This window comes from Streptomyces albus subsp. albus, assembly GCF_000725885.1.
Taxonomy (GTDB): Bacteria; Actinomycetota; Actinomycetes; order Streptomycetales; family Streptomycetaceae; genus Streptomyces; species Streptomyces albus.
This window is the reverse complement of sequence record NZ_JODR01000014.1, coordinates 153,221-179,441: the sequence shown is the minus strand read 5'-3', so window position 1 is coordinate 179,441 and position 26,221 is coordinate 153,221. Positions and strand designations below refer to the sequence as shown.

28 protein-coding genes are annotated in these 26,221 nt (G+C 74.1%); 14 read left to right on the top strand and 14 right to left on the bottom strand.

Annotated elements, in window-relative coordinates; genetic code table 11:
- Positions 1-6: 6 nt before the first annotated feature.
- Genes IO40_RS34875 through IO40_RS0117220 form a run of 3 tightly spaced genes read right to left on the bottom strand, consistent with a single transcriptional unit; the run spans position 7 to position 2,470 of the window.
- Positions 7-540 (bottom strand): protease inhibitor I42 family protein, encoded by a 534-nt coding sequence (locus IO40_RS34875; RefSeq protein WP_016471183.1) that lies wholly within the window; start codon positions 538-540, stop codon positions 7-9.
- Positions 537-2,111, bottom strand: a complete 1,575-nt coding sequence (locus tag IO40_RS33690) for a hypothetical protein (protein WP_051719286.1) — start codon at positions 2,109-2,111, stop codon at positions 537-539. Before IO40_RS33690 ends, IO40_RS34875 begins: the two co-directional genes overlap by 4 nt.
- Positions 2,108-2,470, bottom strand: coding sequence for a hypothetical protein (locus IO40_RS0117220; RefSeq protein WP_016471181.1), 363 nt, complete (start codon positions 2,468-2,470; stop codon positions 2,108-2,110). The genes IO40_RS33690 and IO40_RS0117220 overlap by 4 nt, the downstream gene beginning before the upstream one ends.
- 267 nt (positions 2,471-2,737) lie before the next feature.
- Between IO40_RS0117220 and IO40_RS0117215 the strand changes: the two genes are divergently transcribed.
- The gene (locus IO40_RS0117215) at positions 2,738-3,223 is read left to right on the top strand and encodes a phosphatase domain-containing protein (protein ID WP_031175702.1); all 486 of its coding nucleotides are present in this window, start codon (positions 2,738-2,740) and stop codon (positions 3,221-3,223) included.
- Between the two features lie 73 nt (positions 3,224-3,296).
- Here the strand turns inward: IO40_RS0117215 and IO40_RS0117210 are convergent, their stop codons facing one another.
- Entirely contained in the window at positions 3,297-3,806 is a 510-nt protein-coding gene (locus tag IO40_RS0117210; RefSeq protein WP_041968762.1) for an ATP-binding protein, read from the bottom strand.
- Positions 3,807-3,956: 150 nt separating this feature from the next.
- On the opposite strand from IO40_RS0117210, the gene IO40_RS0117205 reads away from it, so the two are divergent.
- The 3 genes from IO40_RS0117205 to IO40_RS0117195 all read left to right on the top strand — a co-directional run bounded on the left by IO40_RS0117205 (position 3,957) and on the right by IO40_RS0117195 (position 6,419).
- Positions 3,957-5,207 carry a hypothetical protein gene (locus IO40_RS0117205; RefSeq protein WP_016471178.1) on the top strand — a complete coding sequence of 417 codons (1,251 nt, stop codon included), beginning with the start codon at positions 3,957-3,959 and terminating at the stop codon, positions 5,205-5,207.
- A 97-nt stretch (positions 5,208-5,304) separates the two neighbouring features.
- Positions 5,305-5,781 carry a hypothetical protein gene (locus tag IO40_RS0117200; RefSeq protein WP_016471177.1) on the top strand — a complete coding sequence of 159 codons (477 nt, stop codon included), beginning with the start codon at positions 5,305-5,307 and terminating at the stop codon, positions 5,779-5,781.
- Positions 5,782-5,990: 209 nt separating this feature from the next.
- Positions 5,991-6,419, top strand: coding sequence for an ester cyclase (locus IO40_RS0117195; RefSeq protein WP_016471176.1), 429 nt, complete (start codon positions 5,991-5,993; stop codon positions 6,417-6,419).
- Between the two features lie 73 nt (positions 6,420-6,492).
- On the opposite strand, the gene IO40_RS0117190 is transcribed toward IO40_RS0117195, so the two are convergent.
- Entirely contained in the window at positions 6,493-7,731 is a 1,239-nt protein-coding gene (locus tag IO40_RS0117190; RefSeq protein WP_016471175.1) for a cytochrome P450 family protein, read from the bottom strand.
- Positions 7,732-7,952: 221 nt separating this feature from the next.
- Positions 7,953-8,276, bottom strand: a complete 324-nt coding sequence (locus IO40_RS0117185; RefSeq protein WP_016471174.1) for a VOC family protein — start codon at positions 8,274-8,276, stop codon at positions 7,953-7,955.
- Positions 8,277-8,677: 401 nt separating this feature from the next.
- On the opposite strand from IO40_RS0117185, the gene IO40_RS0117180 reads away from it, so the two are divergent.
- Positions 8,678-9,250 (top strand): hypothetical protein, encoded by a 573-nt coding sequence (locus IO40_RS0117180; protein WP_031175700.1) that lies wholly within the window; start codon positions 8,678-8,680, stop codon positions 9,248-9,250.
- Between the two features lie 339 nt (positions 9,251-9,589).
- Here IO40_RS0117180 and IO40_RS0117175 read toward each other — a convergent pair whose 3' ends face one another.
- On the bottom strand, positions 9,590-10,744 hold the full coding sequence (locus IO40_RS0117175) for an MGDG synthase family glycosyltransferase (RefSeq protein WP_031175699.1): 1,155 nt from the start codon (positions 10,742-10,744) through the stop codon (positions 9,590-9,592).
- A gap of 588 nt (positions 10,745-11,332) precedes the next feature.
- Here IO40_RS0117175 and IO40_RS0117170 point away from each other — a divergent pair.
- From IO40_RS0117170 to IO40_RS0117160, 3 genes are read left to right on the top strand one after another with little or no spacing between them, the layout of a single operon-like run.
- Positions 11,333-12,070: an SDR family NAD(P)-dependent oxidoreductase gene (locus IO40_RS0117170; RefSeq protein WP_041968763.1), complete on the top strand. Its 738-nt coding sequence runs from the start codon at positions 11,333-11,335 to the stop codon at positions 12,068-12,070.
- A gap of 8 nt (positions 12,071-12,078) precedes the next feature.
- Positions 12,079-12,963 carry a DMT family transporter gene (locus IO40_RS0117165; protein ID WP_016471170.1) on the top strand — a complete coding sequence of 295 codons (885 nt, stop codon included), beginning with the start codon at positions 12,079-12,081 and terminating at the stop codon, positions 12,961-12,963.
- Positions 12,957-13,694, top strand: coding sequence for a polysaccharide deacetylase family protein (locus tag IO40_RS0117160; RefSeq protein ID WP_031175698.1), 738 nt, complete (start codon positions 12,957-12,959; stop codon positions 13,692-13,694). Before IO40_RS0117165 ends, IO40_RS0117160 begins: the two co-directional genes overlap by 7 nt.
- A 47-nt stretch (positions 13,695-13,741) precedes the next feature.
- Here IO40_RS0117160 and IO40_RS0117155 read toward each other — a convergent pair whose 3' ends face one another.
- On the bottom strand, positions 13,742-15,220 hold the full coding sequence (locus IO40_RS0117155) for an FGGY-family carbohydrate kinase (protein ID WP_031175697.1): 1,479 nt from the start codon (positions 15,218-15,220) through the stop codon (positions 13,742-13,744).
- Positions 15,221-15,414: 194 nt separating this feature from the next.
- Here IO40_RS0117155 and IO40_RS0117150 point away from each other — a divergent pair, with 194 nt between their 5' ends.
- The 5 genes from IO40_RS0117150 (at position 15,415) to IO40_RS0117130 (ending at position 20,313) form a co-directional block, all read left to right on the top strand.
- Entirely contained in the window at positions 15,415-16,992 is a 1,578-nt protein-coding gene (locus tag IO40_RS0117150; RefSeq protein WP_016471167.1) for a sugar ABC transporter ATP-binding protein, read from the top strand.
- The gene (locus tag IO40_RS0117145; RefSeq protein ID WP_016471166.1) at positions 16,989-18,020 is read left to right on the top strand and encodes an ABC transporter permease; all 1,032 of its coding nucleotides are present in this window, start codon (positions 16,989-16,991) and stop codon (positions 18,018-18,020) included. The genes IO40_RS0117150 and IO40_RS0117145 overlap by 4 nt, the downstream gene beginning before the upstream one ends.
- Complete coding sequence (locus IO40_RS0117140) at positions 18,017-18,982, top strand: ABC transporter substrate-binding protein (protein WP_031175696.1); 966 nt, start codon at positions 18,017-18,019, stop codon at positions 18,980-18,982. Before IO40_RS0117145 ends, IO40_RS0117140 begins: the two co-directional genes overlap by 4 nt.
- Positions 18,983-19,142: 160 nt before the next feature.
- Entirely contained in the window at positions 19,143-19,976 is an 834-nt protein-coding gene (locus IO40_RS0117135) for a SigB/SigF/SigG family RNA polymerase sigma factor (protein WP_016471164.1), read from the top strand.
- Positions 19,977-20,043: 67 nt separating this feature from the next.
- A complete protein-coding gene (locus IO40_RS0117130; protein ID WP_016471163.1) occupies positions 20,044-20,313 on the top strand; it encodes a DUF5133 domain-containing protein in 270 nt (89 codons plus the stop codon).
- An 84-nt stretch (positions 20,314-20,397) separates the two neighbouring features.
- On the opposite strand, the gene IO40_RS0117125 is transcribed toward IO40_RS0117130, so the two are convergent.
- The 4 genes from IO40_RS0117125 to IO40_RS37655 all read right to left on the bottom strand — a co-directional run bounded on the left by IO40_RS0117125 (position 20,398) and on the right by IO40_RS37655 (position 23,351).
- The gene (locus tag IO40_RS0117125; protein ID WP_031175695.1) at positions 20,398-21,132 is read right to left on the bottom strand and encodes a type 1 glutamine amidotransferase; all 735 of its coding nucleotides are present in this window, start codon (positions 21,130-21,132) and stop codon (positions 20,398-20,400) included.
- Between the two features lie 523 nt (positions 21,133-21,655).
- Positions 21,656-21,949, bottom strand: coding sequence for a hypothetical protein (locus IO40_RS0117120; protein WP_135566764.1), 294 nt, complete (start codon positions 21,947-21,949; stop codon positions 21,656-21,658).
- Positions 21,950-22,024: 75 nt separating this feature from the next.
- Positions 22,025-22,534 (bottom strand): MarR family winged helix-turn-helix transcriptional regulator, encoded by a 510-nt coding sequence (locus IO40_RS0117115; protein WP_031175694.1) that lies wholly within the window; start codon positions 22,532-22,534, stop codon positions 22,025-22,027.
- A gap of 214 nt (positions 22,535-22,748) precedes the next feature.
- Positions 22,749-23,351, bottom strand: coding sequence for a hypothetical protein (locus tag IO40_RS37655; RefSeq protein ID WP_016471157.1), 603 nt, complete (start codon positions 23,349-23,351; stop codon positions 22,749-22,751).
- Positions 23,352-23,678: 327 nt separating this feature from the next.
- Between IO40_RS37655 and IO40_RS0117105 the strand changes: the two genes are divergently transcribed.
- Positions 23,679-24,122 carry a cold-shock protein gene (locus IO40_RS0117105; RefSeq protein WP_016471156.1) on the top strand — a complete coding sequence of 148 codons (444 nt, stop codon included), beginning with the start codon at positions 23,679-23,681 and terminating at the stop codon, positions 24,120-24,122.
- A gap of 66 nt (positions 24,123-24,188) precedes the next feature.
- Here IO40_RS0117105 and IO40_RS0117100 read toward each other — a convergent pair whose 3' ends face one another.
- Positions 24,189-24,653: a GNAT family N-acetyltransferase gene (locus IO40_RS0117100; protein ID WP_041968775.1), complete on the bottom strand. Its 465-nt coding sequence runs from the start codon at positions 24,651-24,653 to the stop codon at positions 24,189-24,191.
- Positions 24,654-25,134: 481 nt separating this feature from the next.
- On the bottom strand, positions 25,135-25,845 hold the full coding sequence (locus IO40_RS0117095) for a LysM peptidoglycan-binding domain-containing protein (RefSeq protein ID WP_031175692.1): 711 nt from the start codon (positions 25,843-25,845) through the stop codon (positions 25,135-25,137).
- Between the last annotated feature and the right edge of the window lie 376 nt (positions 25,846-26,221).

The window sequence follows — 26,221 nt, the reverse complement described above, 5'->3', positions numbered from 1 at the left end:
CGCGCCTCACTCCTTCACGGTGATACGGAAGACCACCTCGGGTCCCTTGCGGCCGGCCTTTGCGGCCTTCTCCTCCTCGCCGCCGCACGCGAAGCAGTCCTTGCGCAGCCGCACCCGGGTGCTGCCCTCGGCCTCGGCGCGGTAGTCGAAGAAGTGGTCCCCCGGGGAGCCCATGCGGTCGGGGTCGTCGGCCTTCGACCGTTCGCCGGTGCGGACCACGACGGCCGGGTCCGGTGCGGGACTGGCAGGTTCCCAGTCGTATCCGGCGCTCGGGCTGATCCGCAGCTTCAGCGCGAAGGTCTCACCGGGGGCCACCTCGATCTCGGTGTGGTCCTTGCCGAAGACCTTCGCGGGTGCGGGCTGCGACGGCCGGGCGGAGCCGGAGGCCGACGGGGACGGGGCGGAGGAAGCGGCTTCGGGGGACGGCGCACTGCCGGCCGCCGCACCGTCGTCCGCACCGCCGCACGCGGTGGTCAGGAGACACAACAGTGCGACGACGGAGACGGCCGCGCGGCGCGGGGCGCGGAGTGTGTGGGTCATGGCTGCGGTTTCTGCTTGGGGAGCTGGATGTCCGTCGGGGTGGGGTGGCGGCCGTCGGTCGCACCGCCCATGGTGCCGTTGACGAAGTCCTCCTCGCTCACCCAGGTGGTGTAGCCCCAGGGATTGTAGATCTGGAGCTTGCCGCCGTCCTGGCCGATGACGACCATCTGGTGACCGAACTGGTCGTCTTTGCGGGCGCCGAAGGGCACGGGCTGACCGTTGTTGACCGCGTCGCGGATGGCCGGCAGCGCGTCCTTGCGGGCCTGCTCGGACTCGACGAAGCGCAGTTCGTAGTCGGTTCCGGTGTGCGCCCCGATCTCCTCGTCGGCCACCATCTCGCCCTCCGCACCGTTCATGCCCTCCTTGTCGCCCTCGCGGCGCGCGTAGACGCGGCTCTCCTCGGCACGCAGCCGCTCCTCGAAGGCGGCACCGCTGTCGTGCTCCGGATCGCCGGGGTGCCCGCCGGTGGTCAACTCCAGGGCGTAGACCGGGTCCGTCTGGGCGTGCATGGTGACGGTCGAGAAGGCCACGCAGGTATTGCCCTCCTGCTCCCACTCCCGGCCGTCGAAGGTGACCGTCTGCGAACTGTCCCCGCTGACGCGCGAGTCGTCGCGGCGGGTGACGATCGGCGTCAGGTGCTGCTGGAGCCAGGCGGGCCTGTCGCCGTAGGGGTGGATCTTGCGGGCGAAATCCGTGATCGTCGGCATCGGGTAGCCGACGGCCAGTGCCTTCATCAGATAGGCGCGTTCCTGCGGCGATTTGGCGGCGTCCAGCAGCTTGTCGTAGGCGGCCCGGTCCCCGGCGCTCAGCCGGTCGAGGCGCAGCCCCGCGCGTTCCAGATCACCGGTGGAGAGGATCTCGTTCTCCGCACGGTCCCCGCCCCACGCCCCCGCGTCGGCGAGGACGATCCGGTCGGCGTCCGTCATGTGCCGGCTGTCCAGCCGGCCCGCCCGTGCCTCGGAGGTGAGCTTGTCCAGCTCGCGTTCGGCCCGCTCCCCGGCCGCCTCGGCCACCGTCACGCCCGACTCCAGGTAGCGCAGCCCGTCGAGCGCGGCCTGCCGGGCGCGGCCCGCCGTCTCGGCCGGGGCGAAGAACGCGTTGCCGCCGTCGGGCAGCATGCCGCGGGCGGTGCGCAGCGCGTCGAGGCCGAAACCGTGCTTGCTCTGCGCGGTGTCGATGCCCTCGGCCAGCAGAGCCAGTTCCCGCGCCGCCGTACCGAACTTCTCCGCCATCTGCTCGGCGTTGCGCGCGGCGGCCTTCGTCACGTCGCTCGCCTTGGAGCCCGCCTCGCCGATCCAGGTGGCGGGAAGCCCGGCCGTGGCCACCGCCCGCACCCCGGCCCCCACCTCGTCCGCGACGGCCGCCGCACGGCGGTAGGCGGCGGCCTTGGCCGCCACCTCGTCGGGGGACCCCTCCGGGGCGGGGAAGTCCAGCGCCTGCTGGATGAGACGGGTGAGCACGAGGTTGCTCTCGTCCCCGTCGAATCCGCCCTTGCCGTGGAACTCCAGCTCTTCCAGCTTGCCCCGCAGCGTGTCCAGGTGATCCTTGCGGCGGCGGCCCAGCGCTGTCACCGCCGGTGCTCCGCGGGGCGGCCGATGCCGTGCAGTGCGCTGCGCACGCCGTGGTCGGTGTGCGTGTTGAGGGCGACCCCGTCCCCGATCTTCCCGCGGATCTGTCGCAGCGCCCCGGCGAGGACCTCGATCTCCTCGTCCCACGCCCGGGCGAAGGAGGTGAACGCCTGCTGCCCGCCGTACTCGCCGAAGGCCGCGTCGGCGAAGGGGTTGAGCGCCAGGCCCGCCAGGCCCGCGAACGGCGCGCCGCCCAGCCCCTTGCGCATTCCGTCGAGCGCACGGGCGGCCTCGTCCAGCCGGTCTCCCTGACTGAGTGTCGGCCTGTGCTCCAGCCCGAGCCCCGGCCTGCCCTCTCCCATGGCTCTCCGCCTTCCCACGCCACGGCGGCCCATCAGGTCCGCGTCAAATGGCGGTCATCATAACGATCCCCCGCCGCGCTCCGGTCCGGCCCCGGGCCACCCGGCGGCACCGGGGCCGGACGAGACCGGACGAGAATCGGGACGAGAATGGTGCGGGCCGGTGCCAAGGCGGTACGGACAGGTACGCCGGCCGGCGGCCGGACCGGACGGGCCGGACGGAAGAGGACGCCGGCCGGCGGAACGGCCGATGCGCGGGAAGGGACAGACATGACGGCACGACGGCCGCTCGCGGTGTTCGACCTGGACGGCACGCTCGCCGATGTCCGGCACCGGCTGTCCTTCGTCGAACAGCAGCCCCGCGACTGGGACGCCTTCTTCGCGGCGGCCGTGGACGATCCGCCGCTGACCGCGGGTGTCGCGCTGGCGAAGGAGACCGCGGAGACGGCCGATCTGGCGTACGTGACGGGACGGCCGGAGCGGTGCCGCGCCGACACCCTGGCGTGGCTCGCCGAGCACGGCCTGCCCGCCGGACGGCTGGTGATGCGGGCGGGCGGGGACCGCCGTCCCGCCCGCGTCACCAAGCCCGAGCTGCTGCGGCGGCTGGCCCGGCAGCGGGAGATCTGCCTGGTGGTGGACGACGACGAACTGGTCTGCGCCGCCTACGAACGCGCGGGCTTCCGAGTGCTGCGCGCCGACTGGATGGCCGCCCAGCCCCTGCTGGAGGTCGTCCAGGAGGACGAAGGGCGCACCTGACACGGCCCCGCCCGGGGTGGTGCGGGCCACGGCCGCACCACCCCGGGCGGGCCGGGAACGAGCGGAGGGGTGGTCAGGCGGGCGTCCCGTCAAGCGGCCGGACGGTGAACCCGCCCCGCCCGTCGAAGCGGACCTCCAGCACGGCGTCGAAACCGTCGTCGCGGCGCGGTCTGCGCAGCTGCCGGAACGTGGCGCGCAGCCCCACCTCGGGTACCCGGGTGCGGCCCTCGCGGGCCGCGTTGCGCTCCAGCGAACCGGCCAGGTCGGGCGGGAACCAGTAGGCCGTCACCGTCGCCCCGTGCGCGTGCCCGCAGGCGATCAGCGGCTCCCATTCGCGCGGTGAGGGATTGGTGTTGTCGACGGCGACGGACCGCCCCGCGGCGAGCGCTTCACCGAGCAGGCGCATCTGCCGCCGCTGCCTGTGGCGCGCCGACCGCGGGAAGCGGTCCTTGCTCACCAGCACATGATCGTGCGCGAGGTGACGGCGGTAGAAGGTGCTCTTCCCGGACGCCTGGAGCCCCACGAGCACCGCCGTCCGCAGGTGCGCCGGCCCGCCCTCGGCCCCGTCCGCCTCGTCACCCATCCCCGCGTCCTCTCCTTCCCCGCCGGATGCGGCACGTGCCCCAATGTGACACGGCCCGGCGTGCCCCGCTGGCCGCACCGCACGCCGGGGGACGATCATGACCGGGCCGCAGCGCAGGGGACGGGCCGGCCGACAGTGAGGATCGACGCCGTGGCTGACGAGGGAACGACCGCCCACGCTTCCGGAACCGGCCGGGAGCCGGGGCGACGGGTGCTGGGACTGATCGCCGAGCCCGGACCGGCCGAGGAGGTGGCGCACAAGCTCGCCGGGCAGTTGCCCGAACTGCTGGCCCGCTCCTCGGACGACGCGCCGGATCCGGACACCTGGCAGGTGGAGGTGGAGCGCAAGCTGCTGCCGCTCGAAGCCGACGGCAGCCTTCCGCTGATCGAGGTCGGCCGCGAACACCGCAGGGAGCACGACTGGGACGCGGTCGTCGTGCTGACCGAGCTGCCGCGCCGTGCGGGCAGGCGGCCGATCCTCGCCGACTGCGCCCCCGAGGAGCGGGTGGGTCTCGTCTCGCTGGCCGCGATGGGCGCCCTGCGCGTGACCCACCGCGCCCGCGCCACGCTCGTCCATCTGGTGGCCACCTATCTGACCCCCGCGCCGGGCCGGACCGGCGGTGCCGCACCCTCTCGCAGAACACTGCGGACGGCGGGCCTGTCCCGTTCCCGCACGGTCGACGAGCGGGAGGCGCGCCAGGACCCGGACAGCGAGGCGGAGCGCACGGTGGACGCCAACGTACGGCTGGAGGGGGCGGGGCTGCATCTGATCCTGCCCGGCAGGCGGGGGCAGCTGAGGCTGCTGGCGGGGATGGTCCGGATGAACCGTCCCTGGCGGCTGGTGCCGTCGCTGTCGCCGGCCCTGGCCGGTGCCATGGCCGGTGCGGCGTTCGGCGTCTTCTACTCCAGCATCTGGCAGCTCGCGGACGCCTCCGGCACACTGCGCCTGCTGCTGGTCACCGCCCTCGCCGTGCTGGCCATGATCGCGTGGCTGATCCTCTCCAACGGGCTGTGGGAGCGCTCGCCCGATCCACGGCTGAACGCCTTCTCGGCGCTGTACAACGCGGCGACCGTGGCGACCGTCTCGTGCGGGGTCGTGGTGATGTTCCTGCTGCTGTTCGCGGCGACGTTCGTGGCCGCCTGCGTCATCATCCCGCCGCCCTACCTGGCGAAGACGCTGAAGCATCCGGCCGGGCTGTCGGACCTGGCGACCGTGGCGTGGCTGGCCGCGTGCCTGGGCACCGTCGCGGGAGCGCTCGGTTCCGGGCTGGCCGACGAGGAGGCCGTACGGGAGGCCGCCTACAGCCGGCGGGAACGCCAGCGCCAGGAGTGGCGGGAGAGGCGGGAGGCGCAGGCGGGGGGCGAGGAGCCGGGAAGGGCGCACACAACCCCCGCATCCTGACCGTCGCCATGTCCGCTGCGGCGGCGCATCCTTGTCGCACCACCACGGAACCGCGGCCCGGCCGGGGTGGGCCGGGGGAGGCGAGGAGGGAGCGGCGATGCCCATACCCGTGTGCTCACTGATCCTGAACGAGCAGCAGTCGGTCGCCGAGGGGACGTACCACGTGGTGCGCTTCCCGTTCGGCGGCGGCGAGTCCTACGACGCCGAGGGGATGCACCAGGTACGGCAGCCGGACGGTTACGAGGTCACCGACTGGCGCCGCGACGACAGATCGGGGCTCATCTGGCCCTCGGTGGACGGCTGGGGCTCCCTGACGGCGATGATCTTCTGGGAGGCCGGCAACTACAGCGAACTGCGCGACCAGTTCGTCCGCGATCCGCTCGGGCTGACGGACGACCCGATGGACACGACGGCGACCGATCACCGGCCCCCGTCACCGGGCATGCAGTGCTTCACCAAGCACCACGAACTGTTCGTGCACCCGGACGTACCGCTCGCCCTGCGCGTGGCCCACCAGGGGCGCGGCACACGCCGTCTGGCACACGCCCAGTTCAAGCTCGCCATCCACACCTGACCCGGTCCGGCACCCGCACGGACGGCACGGGCCGTGCCCCGGACCTCGGGCGGTACGGCCCGTGCGGGCGGGCCCGCGTGGTACGAAGGAGGCGCCGGGACACCGCGGTGACTCTTCCGGGCGGGCAGCGGCAGCCGCGGCCGGGGGCGCCGCACACGCCGCAGGCCCCCGCTCCGGGGGGACCGACCGATACCGGAAGGACGCCGCACATGGACGAGAGCACGCTGCGTGCGCTGTACGAACGCTGGCTGACGGAACTGTGGAACGGCGACCTGTCCGTGGCGCCGGAAATCGTCTCGGCCGGCTTCGCGATCCACCACGGAGCGATCCAGCCGGGCACCGAGCGGGAACTGACCGGCCCGGAAGGCATCGCCCGGCTGGTCTCGCAGGGACGCGCCTTCTTCTCCGAGCTGACCTTCGAGCCCGAGCTGGGACCGCTGGTGCAGGGCGATCTGCTGGCGGCGCGCTGGGTGGGCCGCGGGACGTACGCGGGCGGCGTGCCGGGCGCCACCGCCGCGCCCGGAACCGAGATCGTCTTCCGGGGCAACGACATCCTCAAGGCTGCCGACGGCCGGTTCACCGCGTACTGGGTCTGCTCCGACGGCGCCTGGTTCAACGAGCAGTTGGGCATCGGCTGACCCGCCCGGCGGGGACGGGGCAGCGGGCTGTCCCGCCCGCGGCAGGCGCTGCCACGGGCGGGAGGGCCGCCGCTCAGGCGGCCGGGCGCAGCACCACCGGAAGGCGCTCGTGGCCGTTGGTGATGAGGGAGGGCACCGGGCGCAGTTCACCGGCCGGGACCGCCAGCCGGGCGTCGGGGAACCGGGCGAAGAACCTCTCCAGTGCGGTGACGCCCTCCAGCCGGGCCAGCGGGGCGCCCAGGCAGAAGTGCACGCCGTGTCCGAAGGCCAGGTGCTCGGGGCCGGGTGCCGTGCGGGTCAGATCGAAGGAGTCGGCGCTCTCCCCGTGCCAGTCCGGGTGCCGGTTGGCCGCCGCGTACGAGGCGAGTATCGGCTCGCCCTTGGCTATCACCTGGCCGTCGGGCAGGGATATGTCCCGTACGGCGAAGCGCAGCGGCAGGTGCTTGACCGCCGGCTCGTAGCGCAGGGTCTCCTCCACCACGTCGGACCAGCTGGCCCGGCCCTCGCGCACGTGCGCCATCTGCTCGGGGTGGGTGAGCAGCGCGGTGATGGCCTGATCGAGCAGGTTGACGGTGGTCTCGTAGCCGGCGCTGATCATCAGCAGCAGCGTGTCGCGGAGTTCCGTCTCCGTCAGCGCCGACCCGTCCCCCTCCTCGTCACGGGCGGCGATCAGCATGGAGGTCATGTCGTCGCCGGGGTGGTCCCGTTTCTCGGCTATGAGGGAGTCCAGCACCTCGTACAGCTTGACGGTGTTGTCGGCGGCCTCCTGCGGCGTGAGCGTGGTGGCGAAGACGTTGTCGACCAGTGCCCGGAAGTCCTCCTGGTGGTCCTCCGGCACGCCCATCAGATGGCCGATGACCTTGATCGGCAGCGGGTAGCAGAACCGCTCGCGCAGGTCGGCGGCCTCGCCGTCGGGAGTGGTGGCCGCCAGCGCGTCGAGCAGTTCGTCGACGATGCTCTCCACCCTCTCGCCGAGCGCCGCCACCCGCCGGGCGCTGAAGGAGGGCGCCACCATGCGGCGGAGCCGGCGGTGGTCGCTCCCGTAGGAGGTGAACATGTTCTCGACGGCGACCCACAGGGCGAGCGGCCAGGTCGGGACGGTCTCGGCGAAGGCCGGCCAGTGGTGGCGGGCGTCCTTGGACACGTCCGGTCCGGTCAGCAGCTTCTTCAGAAGCGCGGGCTCGCTGACGGACCAGGCGGTGACGCCCAGGATGTCGACCCGGGTCGCCGGGCCGCGCTCGCGCAGCGCCAGGTGTTCACCGTGCGGGTCGCTGCCGGTCGGGTCCAGGGTGAGGGGCTCGGAAACGTCCACGGTGCGTCGCAATCTCCGTTCGAGGGGCGTTCACGGCTGTTGTTGGCTGATCTTGGCCGAATGAGGTCGTGAATCGTTCAGTGGGTGTTCGAAGCTGACGGTCGGACAGCTGACAACAGTAAGAGTCGATCAAGCTTCCGGGTAGAGGGCTTCACGACAAGATCCACAACGGGGCCCGGCTCCGCGGCCCCCGCCCCTGCCGCCGAGCACCCCGGCGGACCTCATCCGGCGTACAGCTCGACGGCCCGCCCGTCCGGGTCCCGCACCACATGCCGGCCGGGCGGCAGCGGCGGCGTCATCTCCCGTCCGGCCACATGGAATCCGAGCCGGACGCGCGAGACCGGGCGCCCCTCCCCCGCCGGGAAGAGTTCGAGGACGGTGCCGTCCGGCAGGGTGCACGCGTAGTGGACCGGCCCCGCGCCGTGCTGTTCCCGTACGAAGGCAAGACCGAGTCCGCAGTAGAAACGGTGCGCCTCTTCGAGGTGATCGGTGTAGACGACCAGCAGCGCCAGATGTGCGGCGCCGGCCGGGTGACGGTCGGTCACGAGAACCCCCCACGGTTGTCCCCCACAGTCGTACCCGCCCCTGGTTCCCCGCACGGCCCGCACACATGACGCCGCCGTGCGGGCGCCGCGCCTCATCGCCCCCGGCGGTTGGAGCACCGCGACGGCGGACGTGCCCCCGTCCCGGCGCGCGACACGGGAACGCGCCCCCGGCGCACCACCGTGGCGCCGCCTGCCGTCCGCCCCGTCCGCGCCTCCCGGCCCACCGGCCCGTCCTGCTCCGCCCCGGCCCCACCGGCCCCGGGCCGGGTGCGGCCCCGCGCGGGCCGGCTCGGCGCGGCACGGCCCATTCCGGCGTTCGCCGGTACACACGGGCGGTTGTGCGGCATTCTCGGGCCCACGGGACCCGTGCCCGGGTTGCGAGGCCGCCGCGAGGAGGATTCATGGCGTGGAGGAACGAGGAGTTCGGCGCTTCCCACGAGGGGTGGCCGGGGGCGGTGCTGGCCGACGGAAGCGAACCCGGGCCGGCCTGCCTGGACGCGGGCAGCGGCGCCCACATGGCGCAGACCCGCGAGTGGTGGGCCTACAGCGGCCGGCTCGCCACGCCCCGGGCGGCAGGCGTGCGGGCCGCCTGCGCCTGCGGCTGGCGGGGTGAGCGCGACTACCCCGTCGACTGGGAAGAGCTGGGCAACTGGCGCGACTTCGACGACTCGGCCGCCTGGCAGGACTGGAGCGAGCACATCAACGACGTCGAGGCCCGCTCCGTGCCCCTGCCCGTCCAACTGGAGGAGACACTGGAGAGCCTGGCCGCCCGGCTCATGGCGCTGGCCGACGAGGCACCGCTGGCCGCGCTGCGCGCGGTGGGCGAGCTGGAGCGGATCACGGCCGCCGGCGGGCAGGCCGCCGCCCACAACGTGCACGCCGACGAGATCCCCTGGGACACGGCGGCGCAGGCCCTGGGGCTGAGCGAACAGGCGGCCCGCTCCCGCATCATCCACTACAGCATCCGCCGCTGACCTGCCCCCGGCCCCGCGTCACGGCCTCACGCGCAGCCGATCCGGCACCGTCACGGCCAGGCGTACGTGGCGGCAGGGAACACGACGGCCCGACTCTTCGGCGAAACCGCCATGGTGTGCACCCGGCGCGCACCCCGCCACGAGGAAGACGCCCGATGCACCGGCGGCCGGCCCCCGCGTCACGGCCTCGCGCGCAGCCGATCCGGCACCGTCACGGCCAGGCGGCAGGGAACACGACGGCCCGACTCTTCGGCGAAACCGCCATGGTGTGCACCCGGCGCGCACCCCCGCCACGAGGGAGACGCCCGCTGCACCCCCACCCGGCCGCGGGGCGTGCCCTCATCGCGCCGGCTCGGATGCCACCCGGCCGTCGGCCGCCAGCCGTTCCAGTTCGGCCGCGGCGTCCCCGCGGAAGACGGCACGCGCTGCCGTGGTCTGCCGGTCGCGGTCGGAGCCCGGGGCCGCCAGCGCGCGGACCGTGCGGGCGGGTTCGCCCTGCCCGGCCGCATGGCGGGAGAGCCCGGCGCGGGCCATCTCCTGCACGCCGGCCACCGCATGGCCGGGCAGCGGCCGGTGGCCGACCACCGGCAGCCCGGCGGCCAGGGCCTGGACGGCGGTCTGTCCCGCGGCGTTGTCGACCAGCACGTCGGCCGCCGCCATCAGCCCGGGCAGGTCCGTCACCCAGCCGAGTGGCAGCACTCCCGGCAGTGCGGCGGCCCGGCGGCGGAGTCCCCCGTCGTTGCCGCACAGCAGCACCGGCAGACAGCCGTCCGCCGCCAGTTGCCCCGCGGTCTCCAGCAGTCCGGTCCCCACTCCCCAGGCCCCCGTGGACAGCAGCACGGCGGGTCTGCCGCCGGTCCGGGTGGGGGGCGCCGCGCCGGGGGCGGGCGGGTGCCCGTCCAGCAGGGCGCGCCACTGCCCGTCCGTGTCCCGGGGCGCGAAGAAACGGCCGGGCACCACGGGCCCGGTGGTGCGGGCCGGGCGTCCCGTGCCGGCCCGCGCCTGGCGGGCGGCCGTGTCGGTGACGCACAAGTGGAGGTCGTTGCCGGGGTGCAGCCAGCCGCGGTGGACGGCGAAGTCGACCACGACGACGGCTGATGGGACCGGCAGCGCACCCCGCGCCCGCAGCCGGCCGGTCACCTGGGCGCACAGGTGGAAGGTGGGGACGACGACGTCGGGCCGCCACCGGGCGACGGTGCGCAGCAGCGGACGCTCGGCCAGGGCAGCCAGCGGGGCACTGCTGGGGCGCGGCCCGGCAGCCGGTTCCCGGGCCAGGAACCCGGTGTAGACCGCCCCGTACAGGCTCGGCAGATGCCGGACGGTGGCGCGGTATCCGGCCCGCAGCGCGCGGCCGGTGCCCGCCGGCAGCAGGGTGAGGACGTCGTGGACGACGGCGGCGTGGCCGCGGGCCCGCAGCCGGTCCGCGAGTTCGTACGCGACCGTGTCGTGGCCCGCGCCCATGCCGGCACTCAGCAGCAGGAAGCGGTGCGGCATGGGGCTCCAGGGGTCGTCGGACAGCGGACCGGGCGCGGCCTGGGGCGGCGCGGCGGCCCGGCCCCGACGGCACCCCCGGTGCCGGCCCGGCCGGGCACGTCCGGGCCCGGTTCGGCCACCCGCAGACCAGTGTGCTGGGCGACCGGCGGCGACGCGGTACCGACACTCGGGGCGCCGCCCGCCGGCGCCTGCTGCGCACCGTCGCAGACCCGGCGGGGCGGCGAGCGGGCGGCGGCGGACGGCACAGAGCCGAACAGGTGGTTCGGCCGGTCCCGGCACGGCTCCGGGCGGATGTGCCGCCCGGTTGCCAGCATGCTGGATCCGGGGCGTGCCGCGCCCCGTACACGTTCCCGGCCCCGCGCGGCCCGTACTGCTCACCGGAGGCGTTAAGTGTTCGACAGGCTCGGCAGATCCGAAGGCCGTCAGGCACACTCCCTCCTCAGCGCGCAGACCCCCGCCGCCTCGCGCTCCCCGTCCCGTGCACCAGGCCGGCAGCCACCCGGCCGGCCGCCCGGGCCGGAGCCGGCCGGCCCGCCCGCGCCGTCCGGGGCCCCCGGTACGGCGCCGGGCGGGCGCGGCCATCGGCCGGTGGCGCTGGTCACCGGCGCGTCGTCCGGCATCGGGACGGCCGTCGCCGAACAGCTGGCCGCAGAGGGCGGCTGGCGGCTGCTGCTCAGCGGCCGGGACGAGGACCGGCTGGCCCGTATCGCGACCCGGACGGGCGGTGTGCCGCTGGCCGCCGACCTGAGCGACCCGCGGGCACGCGCCCGGCTCGCGGAGGAGGCACTGGCGCACAGCGGCCGGGTGGACGCCCTGGTGGCCGGCGCCGGCATCGGCTGGGCCGGACCGTTCACCACGATGCCGGCCCAGGACATCGACGACGTGCTGGCCGTCAATCTGAACGCGACACTGCACCTGGTGCGGCTGCTGCTGCCCGGCATGGTGCGGCAGCGCTCCGGCCGGCTGGTGCTGATCGGCTCCCTGGCGGGCAGCGTGGGGGTGCGGGGGGAGGCCGTCTACGCGGCGACCAAGGCGGGGCTGACCGCGTTCGCCGACAGCCTCCGCTACGAACTGGCACCCAGCGGGGTGCGGGTGTCGATGGTGCTGCCCGGCGTGGTGGACACCCCGTTCTTCCAGCGCCGCGGCGCCCCCTACCACCGCGACCGCCCGCGGCCGGTGCCCGCCGGGCACGTCGCCGGAGCGGTGTGCCGGGCGCTGCGCACCGGCCGCCCGAACGCCTATGTGCCCTCCTGGCTCGCCCTCCCCGCCTGGCTGCACGGCGCGGCCCCCGGGCTCTTCCGCACGCTCGCCCAGCGCTTCGGGTAGGCCCGCACGTGCTGTGGACGGCGGTCTCGGTCGTGCTGGCGCTGCTCGCGGCGCTGGGCAACGCCGCCGCTTCGGTACTGCAGCGGCGCGCCGCCGCCGTCGAGGGCCCCGGCCCCTCGGGGCGGCGGCTGTCGTGGCTGCCGCATCTGCTGCGCCGTCCCGTGTGGCTGTGGGGGGCCGCCACGCTGGTGCTGTCGGGGGTGTGCCAGGCGGGGGCGCTGGCCACCGGGCCGCTCGCCGTGGTGCAGCCGGTGATGACGACCGAACTGCTGTTCACGCTGATGCTGGGCAGTCTCGTCTTCCGGCAGCGGGCGGGGGGCCGGGCCTGGGGCGCGTTCGTCGCGATGGTGGTGGGGCTGGCGGCGCTGCTGGCGCTGGTGTGGCCCTCGGGCGGCAGGGCGTCGGTGCCCGACGGCCGCTGGCTGGTGGCCGCGCCCCTGGTGGCGGTACTGGTGGCGGTACTGGTCGTGGTGGCGTTCCGGCTGCCGTCCGCGCCCCGGGCGACCGTGCTGGGCTCGGCCACGGCCGTGCTGTTCGGGGTGACGGCCGCCCTGATGAAGGACGCCATCTCCCGGCTCGCCGACGACGGGCTGGTGCGGCTGCTGACGGCATGGCAGACCTACGGGGTGGTCGTCGCCGGGCTCGCCGGTTTCCTGCTGCTGCAACTGACCCTCCACGCGGGCACCCTGGTCGCCTCCCAGCCCGCGCTCACCCTCGGCGACGCGTTCTTGAGCGTGGTGCTGGGCGCCACCCTCTTCGACGAACGGCTGGCCCTGGGCTGGCTGGTCGTGCCCGAACTGATCGCCCTGGCACTGATCAGCGTGGGCAGTGTGCAGCTGGCCAGAACGCCCGCCGTGGCCGGAAAGACGGACGAGGAGGAGGGCATGTGGTGAGCTCCCGCCGTGTGGCCGCCGCCGCGGCTGCCGCGCCCGTCGCGGTGGCCGCCTGGCACATCCTGCCGGCGGCGAGCTGGCTGCCGGCGGTGCGGGCGCTGCTGCTGCCCACGCTGGACGGCCGCGGCAGTCCGGACCATGTGGCGCTGACCTTCGACGACGGACCCGACGCCCGGTCCACGCCGTACTTCCTGCGCGAGCTGGACCGGCTGGGCGTGCGGGCCACGTTCTTCCTCCAGGGGGCCGCCGTCCTGCGGCACCGGGGGCTGGTGCGGTCCATGGCCGCCGAGGGCCACGAGTTGGCCGTGCACTGCTGGGAGCACAAACCGCCGTGGCTGCCGCGCCCCGTCGCCGACCGCGAGGACCTGGCGCGCGCCGCGGCGGCCGTCCACAGCACCGGGGGCGCCCGGCCCCGCTGGTACCGGCCGCCGTACGGGGTGCTGACCGCCACCCGCTGGCGGGCCGCCCGGCGGGCGGGGCTGTGCCCGGTGCTGTGGACGGCCTGGGGCCGCGACTGGGAGCCGGGTGCCGACACCGGGGGCGTCCTGGCCCAGTTGGGCGGACGGCTCGGCGGCGGCGCGACCGTCCTGCTGCACGACAGCGACCGCAACAGCGCCCCCGGGTCCTGGCGGGTGACGCTCTCGGCGCTCCCCCACCTGCTCGCCCGCTGCCGGGACGCCGGCTGGCGGGTCGGCCCCCTGGCCGAACACGGGCTGACGGAGGGCGGCTGAGGCCGGGCCGTACCGGCGATACGGCAAGGAGCGCCGGGCCCGCGCCGTCAGCGTTCCTGGCGGGCGGCGAGAGCGTGGACCACGTCGGCCGTGGCCGGGTGGAGCCGGCGGTAGAGCCCGTACAGCTCCTCGTACCGGGCGGTGGCCGCCGGGTCGGGGGTGACGGTGTGCGCCACCGGGTTCCACGCGTCGGCCGAGGCGTCGCCGACGAGGCGGGCCGCGAGCAGGGCGGCGCCGTAGGAGGCGCCGAGCGAGACGGTGCGCAACTGCTGGGGACGGCCCGTGACGTCGGAGACGATCCGGGTCCACAGCCCGCCCCTGGTGCCGCCGCCCACCGCCACGATCCGGCGGATGTCTCCGCCGGCCCGCTCCAGCGTCTCGATGTTGTGCCGGACCGCGAACGCCGTCGCCTCCAGCGCGGCGCGGTACAGGTCGCCGCGGGTGTGGGAGAGGGTGAGGCCGGCGATGACGCCGCGGGCCTGCGGGTCCATCAGCGGGGTGCGCTCGCCCGCGAAGTACGGCAGCATCAGCAGCCCGTTGGCGCCCGGCCCGGAGTCCTCGGCCAGTGCGGTCAGTCCGGCGTAGTCGGCGTCGCCGAACAGGTCCCGCAGCCAGCCGGTGACGGCGCCCGAGGTGGCCATGCCCCCGGCGAGGCTGCGGGTGCCGGGCAGCGCACCGACGGTGCTCCACAGCGCGGGGTCGGTGAGCAGGTCGGGGACGGTGTGGACGAGGAACATCGTGGTGCCGTACATCAGCATCAGGTCGCCGGGCCGGTGGGCGCCGACGCTGAGCGCCTCCGCCCAGGCGTCGACGGTGCCGGTGATGACGGGGATGCCGGCGGGGAGCCCGGTCAGCCGTGCGGCCTCGGCCGTCACGGTGCCGGCCGCCTCCCCGGACCAGCGCAGGGGCGGCATCGGCAGGCCGGGGGCGACGAGTTCGGTCCAGGGCGTGTACCAGTCCTGGGCGTGGGTGTCGTAGAGCGGGGTGGCCTGGCTGGCCGAGTGGTGGTCCAGCACGTAGGCGCCGGTGAGTTTGCGGACCAGCCAGGAGCTGGTCATGTACAACCGCCGGGCGCGGGCGAAGAGTCCGGGTTCCTCGTCGGCGATCCAGGCGATCTTCGCCCCGGCGGCCTGGCTGGACAGCAAGGAGCCGCAGCGGCGGCGGATCTCCTCCCGGCCGAGTTCGGCGTCGAGCCGGCTGATCTGGGCGCCGGCGCGGGTGTCGACACCGTAGAGCACGGCCGGGCGCAGCGGGGTGTCGTCGGCGTCGGTGAGCAGGACGCAGGGGCCCATGCCGCTGACACCTACGGCCAGCACGTCGGCGTCGGCCCCGGCGGTCAGCTCGCGGCAGAGCGAGACCGTCTCGTCCCACCACACGCCGGCGTCCATCTCGACGTGCCCGGGGGCGGGCCGGTCGACGGTGTGCTCGCGTACGGCGGAGCGCAGCACCGTGCCGTCGGTCGCGACCAGGACGCCTTTGCTGCTGGAGGTGCCGATGTCGACGCCGAGGACTGCGTTGCGGGACATGCGCGCAGGCTTGCAGAAATCGATTTCACCGTCAACGGGCGTTGACCGGCCCCCGCGGCACGGTTGCCACCGCCACCACTTCCCGCGCCTCGTCTCCCACCCCCGGTACGTCGAACAATGCGGCAGTGCACGGCTGTTGACGTTGGTGAGCGGCCATTTCTAGACTCCCTGAAATCGATTTCTGAGGAGTCGTCGTGCTGACCGACACCCGCCCCCTGCTCGAAGTCGAAGAAGTCAGCAAGACCTTCCCCGGCGTCAAGGCCCTGGACCGGATGCGGCTTTCGCTGCGGCACGGCGAAGTGCTCGCCCTGGTCGGCGAGAACGGCGCCGGCAAATCGACACTGATGAAACTGCTTTCCGGTATCCACCGCCCCGACACGGGTCGTTTCTTCCTGGACGGTGCGCCGCTCCGCCCGACCGGTCCCCGGCACGCGCAGGAAATGGGCATCGGCATCATCCACCAGGAATTCAATCTGCTGCCCGATCTGACGGTCGCCCAGAACATCTTCATCGGCCGCGAACCCCGCCGCGCCGGATTCCTGCTCGACCGCCGGGCCCTGGACGCGCGTGCCCGGGAACTGATCGGCCGGCTCGGGCTCCCCCTGGACCCGCACCGCAGGGTCGGCGGCCTCACCGTGGCGCAGCAGCAGATGGTGGAGATCGCCAAAGCGCTCTCCCACGACCCGCGCGTCCTGATCATGGACGAGCCGACCGCCGCGCTCAACGACGCCGAGGTGCGCACCCTCCACCAGCTCATCCGCCGCTTCGTGCGCCCGGAGACCGGCGTCATCTACATCTCGCACCGCATGGCCGAACTCACCTCCCTCTGCGACCGGATCACGGTGATCCGCGACGGCCAGTACGTCGCCACCATGGAGACGGCACAGACACGGGTGCGGGACGTCATCGCCAAGATGGTCGGCCGCGAAATCGGCACCGGAACCCGGCCGCGCCCCGCACCGGCCGCCCGTGAGCCCCTGCTGACCGTCTCCGGGCTGAGCACCCGGACACTGCTGCGGGACGTCGGTTTCGCGCTGTACCCGGGCGAGATCCTGGGCTTCGCCGGCCTGATGGGCGCGGGCCGCACCGAGGTGGCCCGCGCCCTGATCGGCGCCGACCCCGTCACCTCCGGCACGGTGACCCTGCGCGGGCGGCCGGTCCGCATCCGCAACCCGGCCGACGCGGCGCGGCACCGCATCGGCTATCTGTCCGAGGACCGCAAACGGCTCGGCCTGCTGCCCGAGGACGGTGTGGACACCAACATCGCGCTCGGAGCGCTGCGGGAGCGCTTTGCCCGTTTCGGCTTCGTCCGCGACCGGGCCGTCGGCGAACGCGCCGCGGAGCTGGTGTCAGCGCTGCACGTCGCGACGCCGTCGCTCGACCGTCCCGTCCGCCACCTCTCGGGCGGCAACCAGCAGAAGGTCGTCCTGGCCAAGTGGCTCGCCAAGGACTGCGACGTGCTCGTCTTCGACGAGCCCACCCGCGGCATCGACGTGGCCGCCAAGGAGGAGATCTACCGCCTCCTCGACACGCTGGCCCAGCAGGGCAAGGCCCTCGTCATGATCTCCTCCGACCTGCCCGAGGTGCTGCGCATGGCGCACCGCGTCCTGGTGATGGCCGAGGGGCACATCACCGCGGAACTGACCGCCGCCGAGGCCACCCAGGAGAACGTCATGCACTACGCCACGCTGCGCCCCGGCCGGCCCGGAACCCGACCGGCCCCCTCCCCCGCGTCCGACCCCGCCGGCACCCCGGAGGCAGGAACCCGATGACAGCCGAGACGGCACCCGCGTCCCCACCGGACGGCTCCGCACCACCGGACGGCTCCGCCCCGCCGCGGACCGCGCACGGCGGCACCCTGCGAGGCCGCCTCCAGCAGCTCCTGGCGCTCGGCGGCCTCGTGGTGATCTGCGTGGTCTTCGCGGTCGCCGACCCGATCTTCCTCAGCTACGGCAACATCACCTCCGTCCTGTTCGCGACCGTGGTGATCGGCACCCTCGCGCTGGGCGCCACCTTCGTGATCATCTCGGGCGGTATCGACCTGTCCGTGGGCACCGGCATGGCGCTGTGCGCCGTCGTCGCCGGGGTGCTCATCACCGACATGGGGCTGCCGATCGCCGTCGGAGTCCTGGGCACCCTGCTGTTCGGCGCGCTGCTGGGCTTCGTCAACGGCTGCAACGTGTCCGTGCTGGGGCTGCCGCCGTTCATCGCCACCCTCGCGATGATGCTCGTCGCGGGCGGACTGGCGCTGGTCGTCTCGGGCAGCGCCCCGATCTACTTCGACTCCACCGCCTACACCGACATCTCCACCGGCAGCATCGTGCCCGGCACCGACTTCCCCAACGCGGTGCTCATCCTGGCGGCGGTCGCGCTCCTGGCGGGCGTGACCCTCAGCCGTACGGTGCTGGGCCGCTACACCTACGCCCTCGGCAGCAACGAGGAGGCCACCGCGCTCTCCGGTGTCGACGTACGGAAATGGAAGATCGTCGTCTACACGCTGGCGGGCCTGTTCACCGGCCTGGCCGGCATCCTGATCTCCGCCCGCCTGGGCTCCGCCCAGCCCGCGACCGGTATGGGCTACGAGCTCCAGGCCATCGCCGCCGTCGTCATCGGCGGCACCTCCCTCAACGGCGGCAAGGGCTCCATCGGCGGCACCGTCATCGGCGCGCTGATCATCTCGGTGCTGAACAACGGCCTCCAGGTGCTCGCGGTCCCCCAGGAATGGCAGAACGTGATCCTCGGCAGCGTCATCGTCGTCGCCGTCTGGGCCGACCTGGCCCGCAAACGGAGCATCCGGTGACCCCCCGGCCGCGGCGCGGCGCGGCCCTCGCCCTGGCCGTCCTGCTGGCGGCGCTCAGCGGCTGCGCGGCCGGCGAGAGGGCGGGCGAGGGCCGCAAACCGTACATCGCCATCGTCTCCAAGGGCTTCCAGCAGCAGTTCTGGCAGTCGGTGCGCAAGGGCGCGCAGCAGGAGGCGGAGCGGCGCGGCGCCGAGATCAGCTTCCAGGGCCCGGCCACCGAGAGCGACGTCGAGACTCAGGTGACCCAGGTGACCAACGCGGTCGGCAGACGGCCCGACGCGCTCGCCCTGGCGGCCCTCGACTCCCGGGCCACCGAACCGATGCTGCGCAAGGCACGGCGCGCCGGGATCCCCGTCATCGCCTTCGACTCGGGCGTCGACAGCCGGATCCCGCGCACCACCGTGGCCACCGACAACCGGGCCGCCGCGGCCGAGGCCGCCCGGCGGCTGGCAGCGGCACTGCACGGCAAGGGCCAGGTCGCCGTCATCGCGCACAGCCAGACCAGCGGCTCGGGCATCGACCGGCGTGACGGCTTCGCCCGCTGGATGGCGGACCACGCGCCCGGCATCGAACTGCTGCCCGTCCAGTACGGCGGCGGCGACCAGACGAAGTCCGCCGACATCACCAAGGCCGTGATCACCGCCAACCCCGGTGTCGACGGCGTCTACGGCACCAACGAGGGCTCCGCCATGGGCGTCATCCAGGGCGTCGAGGAGAGCGGCCGGAAGAACATCAAGACCGTCGGCTTCGACTCCGGGAAGGGCCAGATCGACGCCGTGGAGGACGGCCGGATGGTCGGCGCCATCACCCAGGACCCGCTCGCCATCGGACGCGGCGTGGTGGACGCGGCGCTCAAGGCACACGGGGGCGGCGAGCTGCCCCGCACCGTCGACACCGGCTACTACTGGTACGACCGCCACAACGTGCACGACCCGAAGATCGAGGCGGTGCTCTACCGGTAGCCGGCGGGCTGTGTGTTTACGAGCCGCGGTGCCGGATAGACGAGACGCCGAGTGCTTGGGAGTACAGGCACATCCGCGGGAGCAGCCCCGGGTGTGTCCACCCGGTCCGCACCCCCCGCGGTTGGTCCACGTGTCCACGACACAGGGAGGAGCCAACCCCATGTGCGCCGTACGGTACCGGCCCCAGCGAGCACGGCACAGCCACGACGACGCGCCCGACACCACGAAGGACTTCGAACGGCTCGCGAAGCTGCCCGAAGGCCCCGAGAGGGAGGAGCTGTGCGACCGGCTGGTCGAGGCGTGGCTGCCGATGGCCCATCGGCTGGCCGCCAAGTACCGCAGTCGCGGCGAGAGCCTGGAGGACCTGGAGCAGGTCGCCGCGCTGGGCCTGGTCAAGGCCGTCAACCGCGACGACCCGTCGCACGGCACACCGTTCGTGCCGTTCGCCGTACCGACGATCACCGGTGAGATACGCCGCCACTTCCGCGACCACACCTGGGACGTGCACGTCCCCCGCCGGGTGCAGGAGCTGCGCAACAAGGTGCGCACCGCGATCCGGGAGCTGAGCACGGGGGTGGACGACCGCACCCCGTCGACCGAGCGGATAGCCGAGCACACGGGCCTGCCGGTGGACGAGGTGGAGGCCGGGCTGGAGGCCATCGGCAGTTTCCGCTCGCTGTCCCTGGACGCCACCGCGGGCGACAGCGACGACGGTTTCTCCCTGGCCGACACCTTCGGCCACGCCGAGCCCGACTACGAGACGGTCGTCGCCAAGGAGGCGGTGAAGCCGTGTCTGCGGGAGCTGCCGGAGCGGCAGCGCCGCGTGCTGTACATGCGCTTCTTCCGCGACATGACCCAGTCCCGTATCGGGCAGGAGCTGGGCATCTCCCAGATGCACGTCTCCCGCCTGCTGAACAAGAGCTTCGAGTACGTCCGTCACCGGGTCGAGCACGAACGCCGTCCCGCCCGTCCGCGCTGCGCGGCGCGCGTCTGACCGCCCGCGCCGCACGGCCGGCGACGACACCCCCCGCCGGGACGCCCCCGGGAAAGGAGCACCCGCCATGCTGATGGCCCACCCCGCCGTTCTCCGCGATCTCGTGGAGCAGTACGAGGCGCTCAGCGCCCTGCACGCCGAGGACGGCTCGCCGGAGAGCCGGCAGCGGCTCAACGACGTCGCCTACACACTGTGCGTGTCCACCGGCACCCGCGACGTCGACGCGGCGCTGATCGCCGCCCGGCACCGGCTGCCCGGCGCCCGTGTGGAGGACGACTCCCTGCTGGACGCGCCCCAGGAGCCGCACACGACGCCGGTCCCGGCCACGGAGGCGTGAGGGAATCGCACCTGGCCGCCGGACCCCGCTCGCCCGCCCTCGTGTCCGGATGAGGGCGGGCGAGCGGCTCGGCCGGGCAGCCGCTCACTGTCCGGCGCCCCGCCCGGAAGCCTCACTCACCGACTCGTGCACCGCCTCGGCGAAACGATGCGCGACCCCCCGCCATACAGGAGTGGCCTCCTCCGCGTCCTGACGGGCCCGGTCGTGGAGGGTGCCGGGGTCGAGCCCGTGCACGGCCAGCCGCGCGGGGTCCCAGCCGAGCAGCTGGTCCGGGGCGACCTCGGGGTGGAACTGCACACCCCAGGCCCGGTCCCCCACCCGGAACGCCTGGTAGGGACAGTGCGCGCTGTGGGCGAGCCAGACGGCACCGGGCGGCAGTCGGGTGATGGCGTCCCGGTGCCGTTCGATCGCCGTCACCCGGCGCGGCAGGGCGCCGAAGAGAGGGTCGGCGGCGGCTTCGGGGCGCACGGTCAGCGGCGTGCTGCCGATCTCGGGTTCACCGTGCTCCGCGGCGACCTTGCCGCCGGCGACGTGCGCCAGGAGCTGGCCGCCCAGGCAGATTCCGAAGACCGGCGTCCGGCTGTCGAGGGCCTGCCGTACCAGTGCGCGCGTGGAGGCCAGCCAGGGGGCTCGCGTGTCGTCGTCCGGCAGATAACCCCCGCCGAGGACGATCAGGGCCTGGTGGGTCAGCCGGGCCGGCAGCGTATCGCCGCGGTAGGCGTGCACGGTGTCGGGCGTGACCCCGGCCTCGGCCAGCCAGCGGCCGAACCGCCCGGGTCCGCCGCGTGCCGTGTTCTGCACCACCAGTGCCGTGGTCATGCCTGCCTCCGCCCTCGCCGTACCCATGGCGCGCCGTGCGCACGCCGCCGCCTCATTATCCGGGCGGCCCCGGGCACGCGGACGGGGCGGAGGCCGGCGGGGCGGGGCGGCGGCCGGACGGGAAGGGGCCGTATCCAGGCGGGCCCGGGCGGCAGTTGAGGCGGCCGGCACGCCGCTCCCCGGGCCGGACGACGCGGAGGCCGGACAGGGCACGTCCGGTACTTGGGCCGTCCGGCCCGGGATGCGGCGCCCGTCAGCTCGGTCCCGTCGCACGTGGTCGGTCCCGCGGGTCGCGGTCCGTCCCGTCCGGACGTGGTCAGTCCCGCCGTCACGGACCGCCCCGCAGGACGCGGACTGCCCCACCCGTCGCGATCCGTCCCGCTGGACGCGAATGGCCCCGTCGGTCGTGGTCCGTCCCGTCGGGGACAGCAGTCCCACCGATCGCGGTCCGCCCCGCAGGACGCGGGCCGCCCCACCCATCGCGTCCGTCCCGTCCGTCGCGAGCGGCGGTCGTGCGGAAGCGTCAGTCGCGGGCGGTCGTGCGGCCCAGTGCGAAGGCGCCCGCCAGCAGCGCCACGAGTCCGCCGGCGGCGCCGGCGGCGAGCTTCTTGCGGCGCTTGACGGCTGCCAGCCCCGCCGTGGCCGCGGTACCCGCCGTGGCGGTCGCGGATGTGAGCGCGGTCTTCGCCTCCTCCCCCTTCTTCCGGGCCACTTCCCCGGCCAGGCCCGCCGCCTGTCCCGCCTTGCCGGCGGTCCTGGCAGCCGCGGCGGTCGCCTGCTGGGCACTTCCCTTCGCGTTCTTCACAGGGTCAGCCATGCGGTGGCGGGTTGCCCGGTGCGCGCCCGGCAAACCCGGGCGGGCGGGGAGGGCCGTCACGCGGGGCGCTGGGGTTCAGGCGGGTCTGAGCGCGGTGTCGGCCGACGCGCCCCGGGAAGGGGAGGACGAGGTGCCCTCCGCGGCGTCGACGAAGCTGCGCAGTCCCTTGAGAAGGGCGTCGCGTTCGCGGGGCCGCATGGTGTTGAGGATCTCCACCAGGGCCTCTTCCCGTTGTTCGCGCAGGTCGCACAGATAGGCACGGCCGCGCCTGGTCAGCCGCAGTTCCAGTTCGCGCCTGCTGACGGGGCTGGGCGAGCGTTCGACGAAACCGATGGCCTCCAGCCGGTCGCAGAGCCTGCTGACGGAGGACGGCGCGGATCCGAGCGCTTCGCCGAGCGTGCGCAGATTCATGCCCTCGTCCCGGTCCACGCAGTACATGACGCGGAGCTGGGAGGGGGAGACGGGGGCGGTGGACGCGGCGTTGCGGCCTCGCTCCCAGAGGACTTCCAGGAGTTCGATGACCTCACCCGCCCGCCGTGTGGTGTCACGGGCGTCTCGACCGGGAGGGGTAGGGTTCACGCCCATATCAGTTCCACTCCATATCGGCGGGCGTCTCAGACCGGGCGAGGGCCCTGCGCCTGCCACTGCTCGGGTCCGGTCTCGGCGGATCGGGCGGCGGCCGTCCTGGAAAAGCCTATCCCTGATCACCCCGTATGCCCGGGCAGCCGCATGTCATTCCACCGCACTCCGGCCGCCCGGTGTGCCCTGTCCCCACGGCTGTGCCCGCGGGCGGGGGCCCTCAGCCGACCCGGGGGCGGACGGCGCCGGCGGGGCGCTGCGGCGGCAGGGGGCAGGGGTGCGGCCTGGCGTGGAGCAGCGCGTCGAAGAAGGCACGCGCTTCGAGGAGCGCGGTCCGCATGTCCTCGGCCTCGGTGCCGTGCTGTGCCGGGCCGGCCTCGTGGACGCAGCGGTAGCCGTGGACGCGGCGCGCGTGGTGGACGGAGAGCGCCGCGACCCGCTCCTCCAGCGGGGCCGTCATCGGGTAGCCGCGCGCGGCGGCCAGTGCGGTCAGCAGGTCGGCGGCCTCGTCGAGTGCCTGCCGCGGGGAGTCGGCGAAGGTCTCCTCGACGGTGTTCCACCGGGCCAGGCACAGCTCGCGGGTCTCCCGGCCGAGCGGCAGCACCTGAAGGGTCCCGTACTTCTTGAGGCGGGCACGCAGTTCCCGTGACGTCCGCTTGGTGTCGCCGTGGTGCCGGGCCAGGACACGGTCGTACTCGGGGCCGAACCGCCGCTGGAGCCGCTGTCCCTCGTCGAGTGCCGCCTCCTGGCGGATGCGGAGCGCGAGACCGCCCGAGACCACCAGGATCACCGCGAGGCCGGCGATGAGCAGGATGGTGACCATGTGCGCCTTCTCCCCGGTTCCGGGCCGCTCGGCACACGGGAACCGACCTGATGAGGGGGGAAATCCGGGTGCTGGAAGAAGAAACCCGGCATCTGTCCGCGTGCCCCGAAAGTACCGGTGGAAAACCACCGAAGGGCGAAAATCCGCGCCAACCACCGCGAGGCGGAGTATTCGTGACGCCTCATCAGCGGATGCGCGACGAGCGGGCGGACGCCTCCGCGCGCCTCCCGGCGCGACATGTCGTCTCCGTCCCCGGGACGGCGTCCGCTCGCTAAGATCCGGAGCAGGTGTCCGGGCAAGGGGCCCGGGGTCGCGGTTGGGGTGGACATGGTTGCTGGGCGGGTCGTCCGGTTCGACGGTGCTCGCGGTTACGGATTCATCGCTCCGGATCACGGGGGCGAGGACGTTTTCCTGCACGCGAACGACCTGATGATGCCGGAGTCCTACGTGCACGCCGGGGTCGCGGTGGAGTTCGAGATCGAGGACGGTGACCGGGGTCTGAAGGCATCCTCGGTGCGGCTGCTGCACAACCCGGGGACTTCGTCCCCCTTCGAGTCGGCACCGGGCTCGGGCCGCTCACCGCAGAGCGGCGCGGCCCGTACGGAGGACGGTGACGAGCCGCTGTGCGACGTGCTGAGTGTCGCCGAGTACACCAGCGCCGTGACCGAGTTGCTGCTGGAGGCGGCTCCCGGCCTGACCGGTGCGCAGATCCTCGACATCCGGCGGCGGCTGGTGCAGTTCGGCAAGCACCACGGCTGGGCCGAGGACTGACCGGCCGGCCGGCGGGAGGGATGCCCCGCCGCGTCCGGTGGGGCACCTTCGGCAGGTGACGTGCCGTCAGATCCCGAACGCCGCCGGCCAGCGGATGACACCGCTGGGGACGGGATGCGCGTGCGGCCCGAGCGGGAGGGCCATCATGGCCTCGTCGGGCACCTCGATGGGCGCGCGGATGCCGAAGCGGGAGGCGCGGGCGAACCCGAACCGGGGGTAGTACTCGGGGTGTCCGAGCACCAGGACCAGGCTCTCCCCCTGTGCGCGCGCCGCGTCGAGGGCGGCGCGGACGGCAGCCGAACCGGCGCCGGTGCGCTGGTGGGAGGGGAGTACGGCGCACGGTCCGAGGGTGAGCGCCGGGTGGCCGTCGACATGGCAGCGGGTCAGCAGCGCATAGCCGACGGGGGTGCCGTCGGGCGTGCGGGCGAGGAGGGAGAGCCCGTCGATCCAGGCGTCGGCGTCGGCCCGCAACGCCTCGACGATCCCGGCCTCTTCCGCGGTGGGGAACGCCGCCAGGGTGATGGCGCGGATCGCGGCGGCGTCGGCCGCGGAGCCCGGCGTCTCGGGCCGGGTGTCCCAGTCGGTGCCCGCCGGGGCGGCGCCGGTTCCGGGGCCGGTGGCGGGGCGGGAGTCGGTGCCGTCGGGGTGCACGGGGTCTCCGTTCGGTTCCGAGCCGCGAGGTGCGACAGCGGCGTCGGCCGGTTCCGGCGTCCGGACCGGCCTGACTGCCTGTGGCGGCGCTCACGCTAACACAGCACGGCAGGCGGGCGGCCTGCCGTGCTGCGCGCACCGGTTGGGCCCGGCGGACGGTTCCTCCCGGGCCCCGGGCCGCTCACGGGCGGAGCGGACCGGGGCGTGCGGGAGGGGTGCCGGGGGCGGGACGGCCGGGCGGGGTGGGCGCGGCCGTCCGTGTCCCGGCTTGCCCGCGCCCTCGCGGCTGTTGCCCGGGGAGCGGACTTCGGGGTGCGGGTGACCGTGCGGGCCGCTCCGGGCGGCGACGCACGGGCCGGTTCTAGTACCAGCCGTGCTTGTTGTGGTGGGCGAGCGCCGCCTGCCAGGAACCGTAGCGGTCCTTGACGTAACGCTCGGCGCCGGCGTGCTGTTCGGCGACCGTGCCCCTGCCCCAGGGCTGGTCGGTCTGGAACAGCCCGTGGTATTTGCCGTTCTGAGCGTTGGGGTTGCCGCTGGACTCCCGGCGGATGATCTCCGCCTTGGCCGCGCTCTCGGACGTCGAGTGTGCGGAGGAGTCGGGTGCGCTGCGGTGGTCGGGGGCCTGTTGGGTCCCGCCACCGCCCCCCGCGGGCGGGGTCTGTGGCTCCTGGGGTGCCTGTGGCTGCTGGGGCACCTGTGGCGTGGTGTCCTGCGCGGCGGGGGGCGGGGTCGAGGGGCCGGGGCGCGGGGTCTTGGCGCCGGTCAGCTCCAGGTGCTGTCCCGGGTAGATCCGGTCCGGATCGGCGAGATGGTTCCGCTCGGCCAGTTCGGGCCAGGTCGTGCCGTGCCGTTGTGCCACCTCCGAGAGGGTGTCGCCGGGCTGCACCTCGTACCCGGTCGTACCGGTGCCGCTGGTGGTGCTCCCGGGCTGCGCGGCCTCCGCGTGGGTGTGCCTGTGCGTGTGCGTGTGCGTGTCGGCGGACTGTGCCTCCTGCGCGAACGTGGAGCCGGCCGGGACGGCGACAGCAGCCGCCGTGAGGACGCCGAAGGTGGCGATCTTGGTCTTACGCATCTGAATCAAGTCCTTACCGTCGAGTCCGGAGACTCTCTGTTGGGGTCAGAGGAAAGCCCGTCAGGGCGGTAGCAAACTCCTTCGGGCACCTTCTGGGCTGACCATCCGTTCGGCTTGGCTGATCTTTCACTCGTGCAGAGGTACCGGGCGTCCCCGATGGGCGGTATCCGCTCGGCGACCGCCAGTTGGCAGGCGCGTCCGGCCGGACGGCGGAGGAGCGGCCGGGCGGAGCGGCCGGCCGGACGGTGCGGGACAGGCCGTACGGGGGCGACCGAGCGGGCGGGAGGCGGGCAGTTGGAGGGCGCCGCCCGCATCGTCGTATCAGGGCGCGCCGTTCACCTCCCCGCGGCGGGCGGTGGTGCCGCGGACGCCCTGC

What these genes read in the sequence shown, in the direction of transcription:
- IO40_RS34875 (WP_016471183.1), bottom strand. Translation starts at nt 540, where the DNA reads ATGACCCACACACTCCGCGCCCCGCGCCGCGCGGCCGTCTCCGTCGTC.
- IO40_RS0117220 (WP_016471181.1), bottom strand. Translation starts at nt 2,470, where the DNA reads ATGGGAGAGGGCAGGCCGGGGCTCGGGCTGGAGCACAGGCCGACACTC.
- IO40_RS0117215 (WP_031175702.1), top strand. Translation starts at nt 2,738, where the DNA reads ATGACGGCACGACGGCCGCTCGCGGTGTTCGACCTGGACGGCACGCTC.
- IO40_RS0117210 (WP_041968762.1), bottom strand. Translation starts at nt 3,806, where the DNA reads ATGGGTGACGAGGCGGACGGGGCCGAGGGCGGGCCGGCGCACCTGCGG.
- IO40_RS0117200 (WP_016471177.1), top strand. Translation starts at nt 5,305, where the DNA reads ATGCCCATACCCGTGTGCTCACTGATCCTGAACGAGCAGCAGTCGGTC.
- IO40_RS0117195 (WP_016471176.1), top strand. Translation starts at nt 5,991, where the DNA reads ATGGACGAGAGCACGCTGCGTGCGCTGTACGAACGCTGGCTGACGGAA.
- IO40_RS0117180 (WP_031175700.1), top strand. Translation starts at nt 8,678, where the DNA reads ATGGCGTGGAGGAACGAGGAGTTCGGCGCTTCCCACGAGGGGTGGCCG.
- IO40_RS0117175 (WP_031175699.1), bottom strand. Translation starts at nt 10,744, where the DNA reads ATGCCGCACCGCTTCCTGCTGCTGAGTGCCGGCATGGGCGCGGGCCAC.
- IO40_RS0117155 (WP_031175697.1), bottom strand. Translation starts at nt 15,220, where the DNA reads ATGTCCCGCAACGCAGTCCTCGGCGTCGACATCGGCACCTCCAGCAGC.
- IO40_RS0117145 (WP_016471166.1), top strand. Translation starts at nt 16,989, where the DNA reads ATGACAGCCGAGACGGCACCCGCGTCCCCACCGGACGGCTCCGCACCA.
- IO40_RS0117135 (WP_016471164.1), top strand. Translation starts at nt 19,143, where the DNA reads ATGTGCGCCGTACGGTACCGGCCCCAGCGAGCACGGCACAGCCACGAC.
- IO40_RS0117130 (WP_016471163.1), top strand. Translation starts at nt 20,044, where the DNA reads ATGCTGATGGCCCACCCCGCCGTTCTCCGCGATCTCGTGGAGCAGTAC.
- IO40_RS0117125 (WP_031175695.1), bottom strand. Translation starts at nt 21,132, where the DNA reads ATGACCACGGCACTGGTGGTGCAGAACACGGCACGCGGCGGACCCGGG.
- IO40_RS0117120 (WP_135566764.1), bottom strand. Translation starts at nt 21,949, where the DNA reads ATGGCTGACCCTGTGAAGAACGCGAAGGGAAGTGCCCAGCAGGCGACC.
- IO40_RS0117115 (WP_031175694.1), bottom strand. Translation starts at nt 22,534, where the DNA reads ATGGGCGTGAACCCTACCCCTCCCGGTCGAGACGCCCGTGACACCACA.
- IO40_RS37655 (WP_016471157.1), bottom strand. Translation starts at nt 23,351, where the DNA reads ATGGTCACCATCCTGCTCATCGCCGGCCTCGCGGTGATCCTGGTGGTC.
- IO40_RS0117105 (WP_016471156.1), top strand. Translation starts at nt 23,679, where the DNA reads ATGGTTGCTGGGCGGGTCGTCCGGTTCGACGGTGCTCGCGGTTACGGA.
- IO40_RS0117095 (WP_031175692.1), bottom strand. Translation starts at nt 25,845, where the DNA reads ATGCGTAAGACCAAGATCGCCACCTTCGGCGTCCTCACGGCGGCTGCT.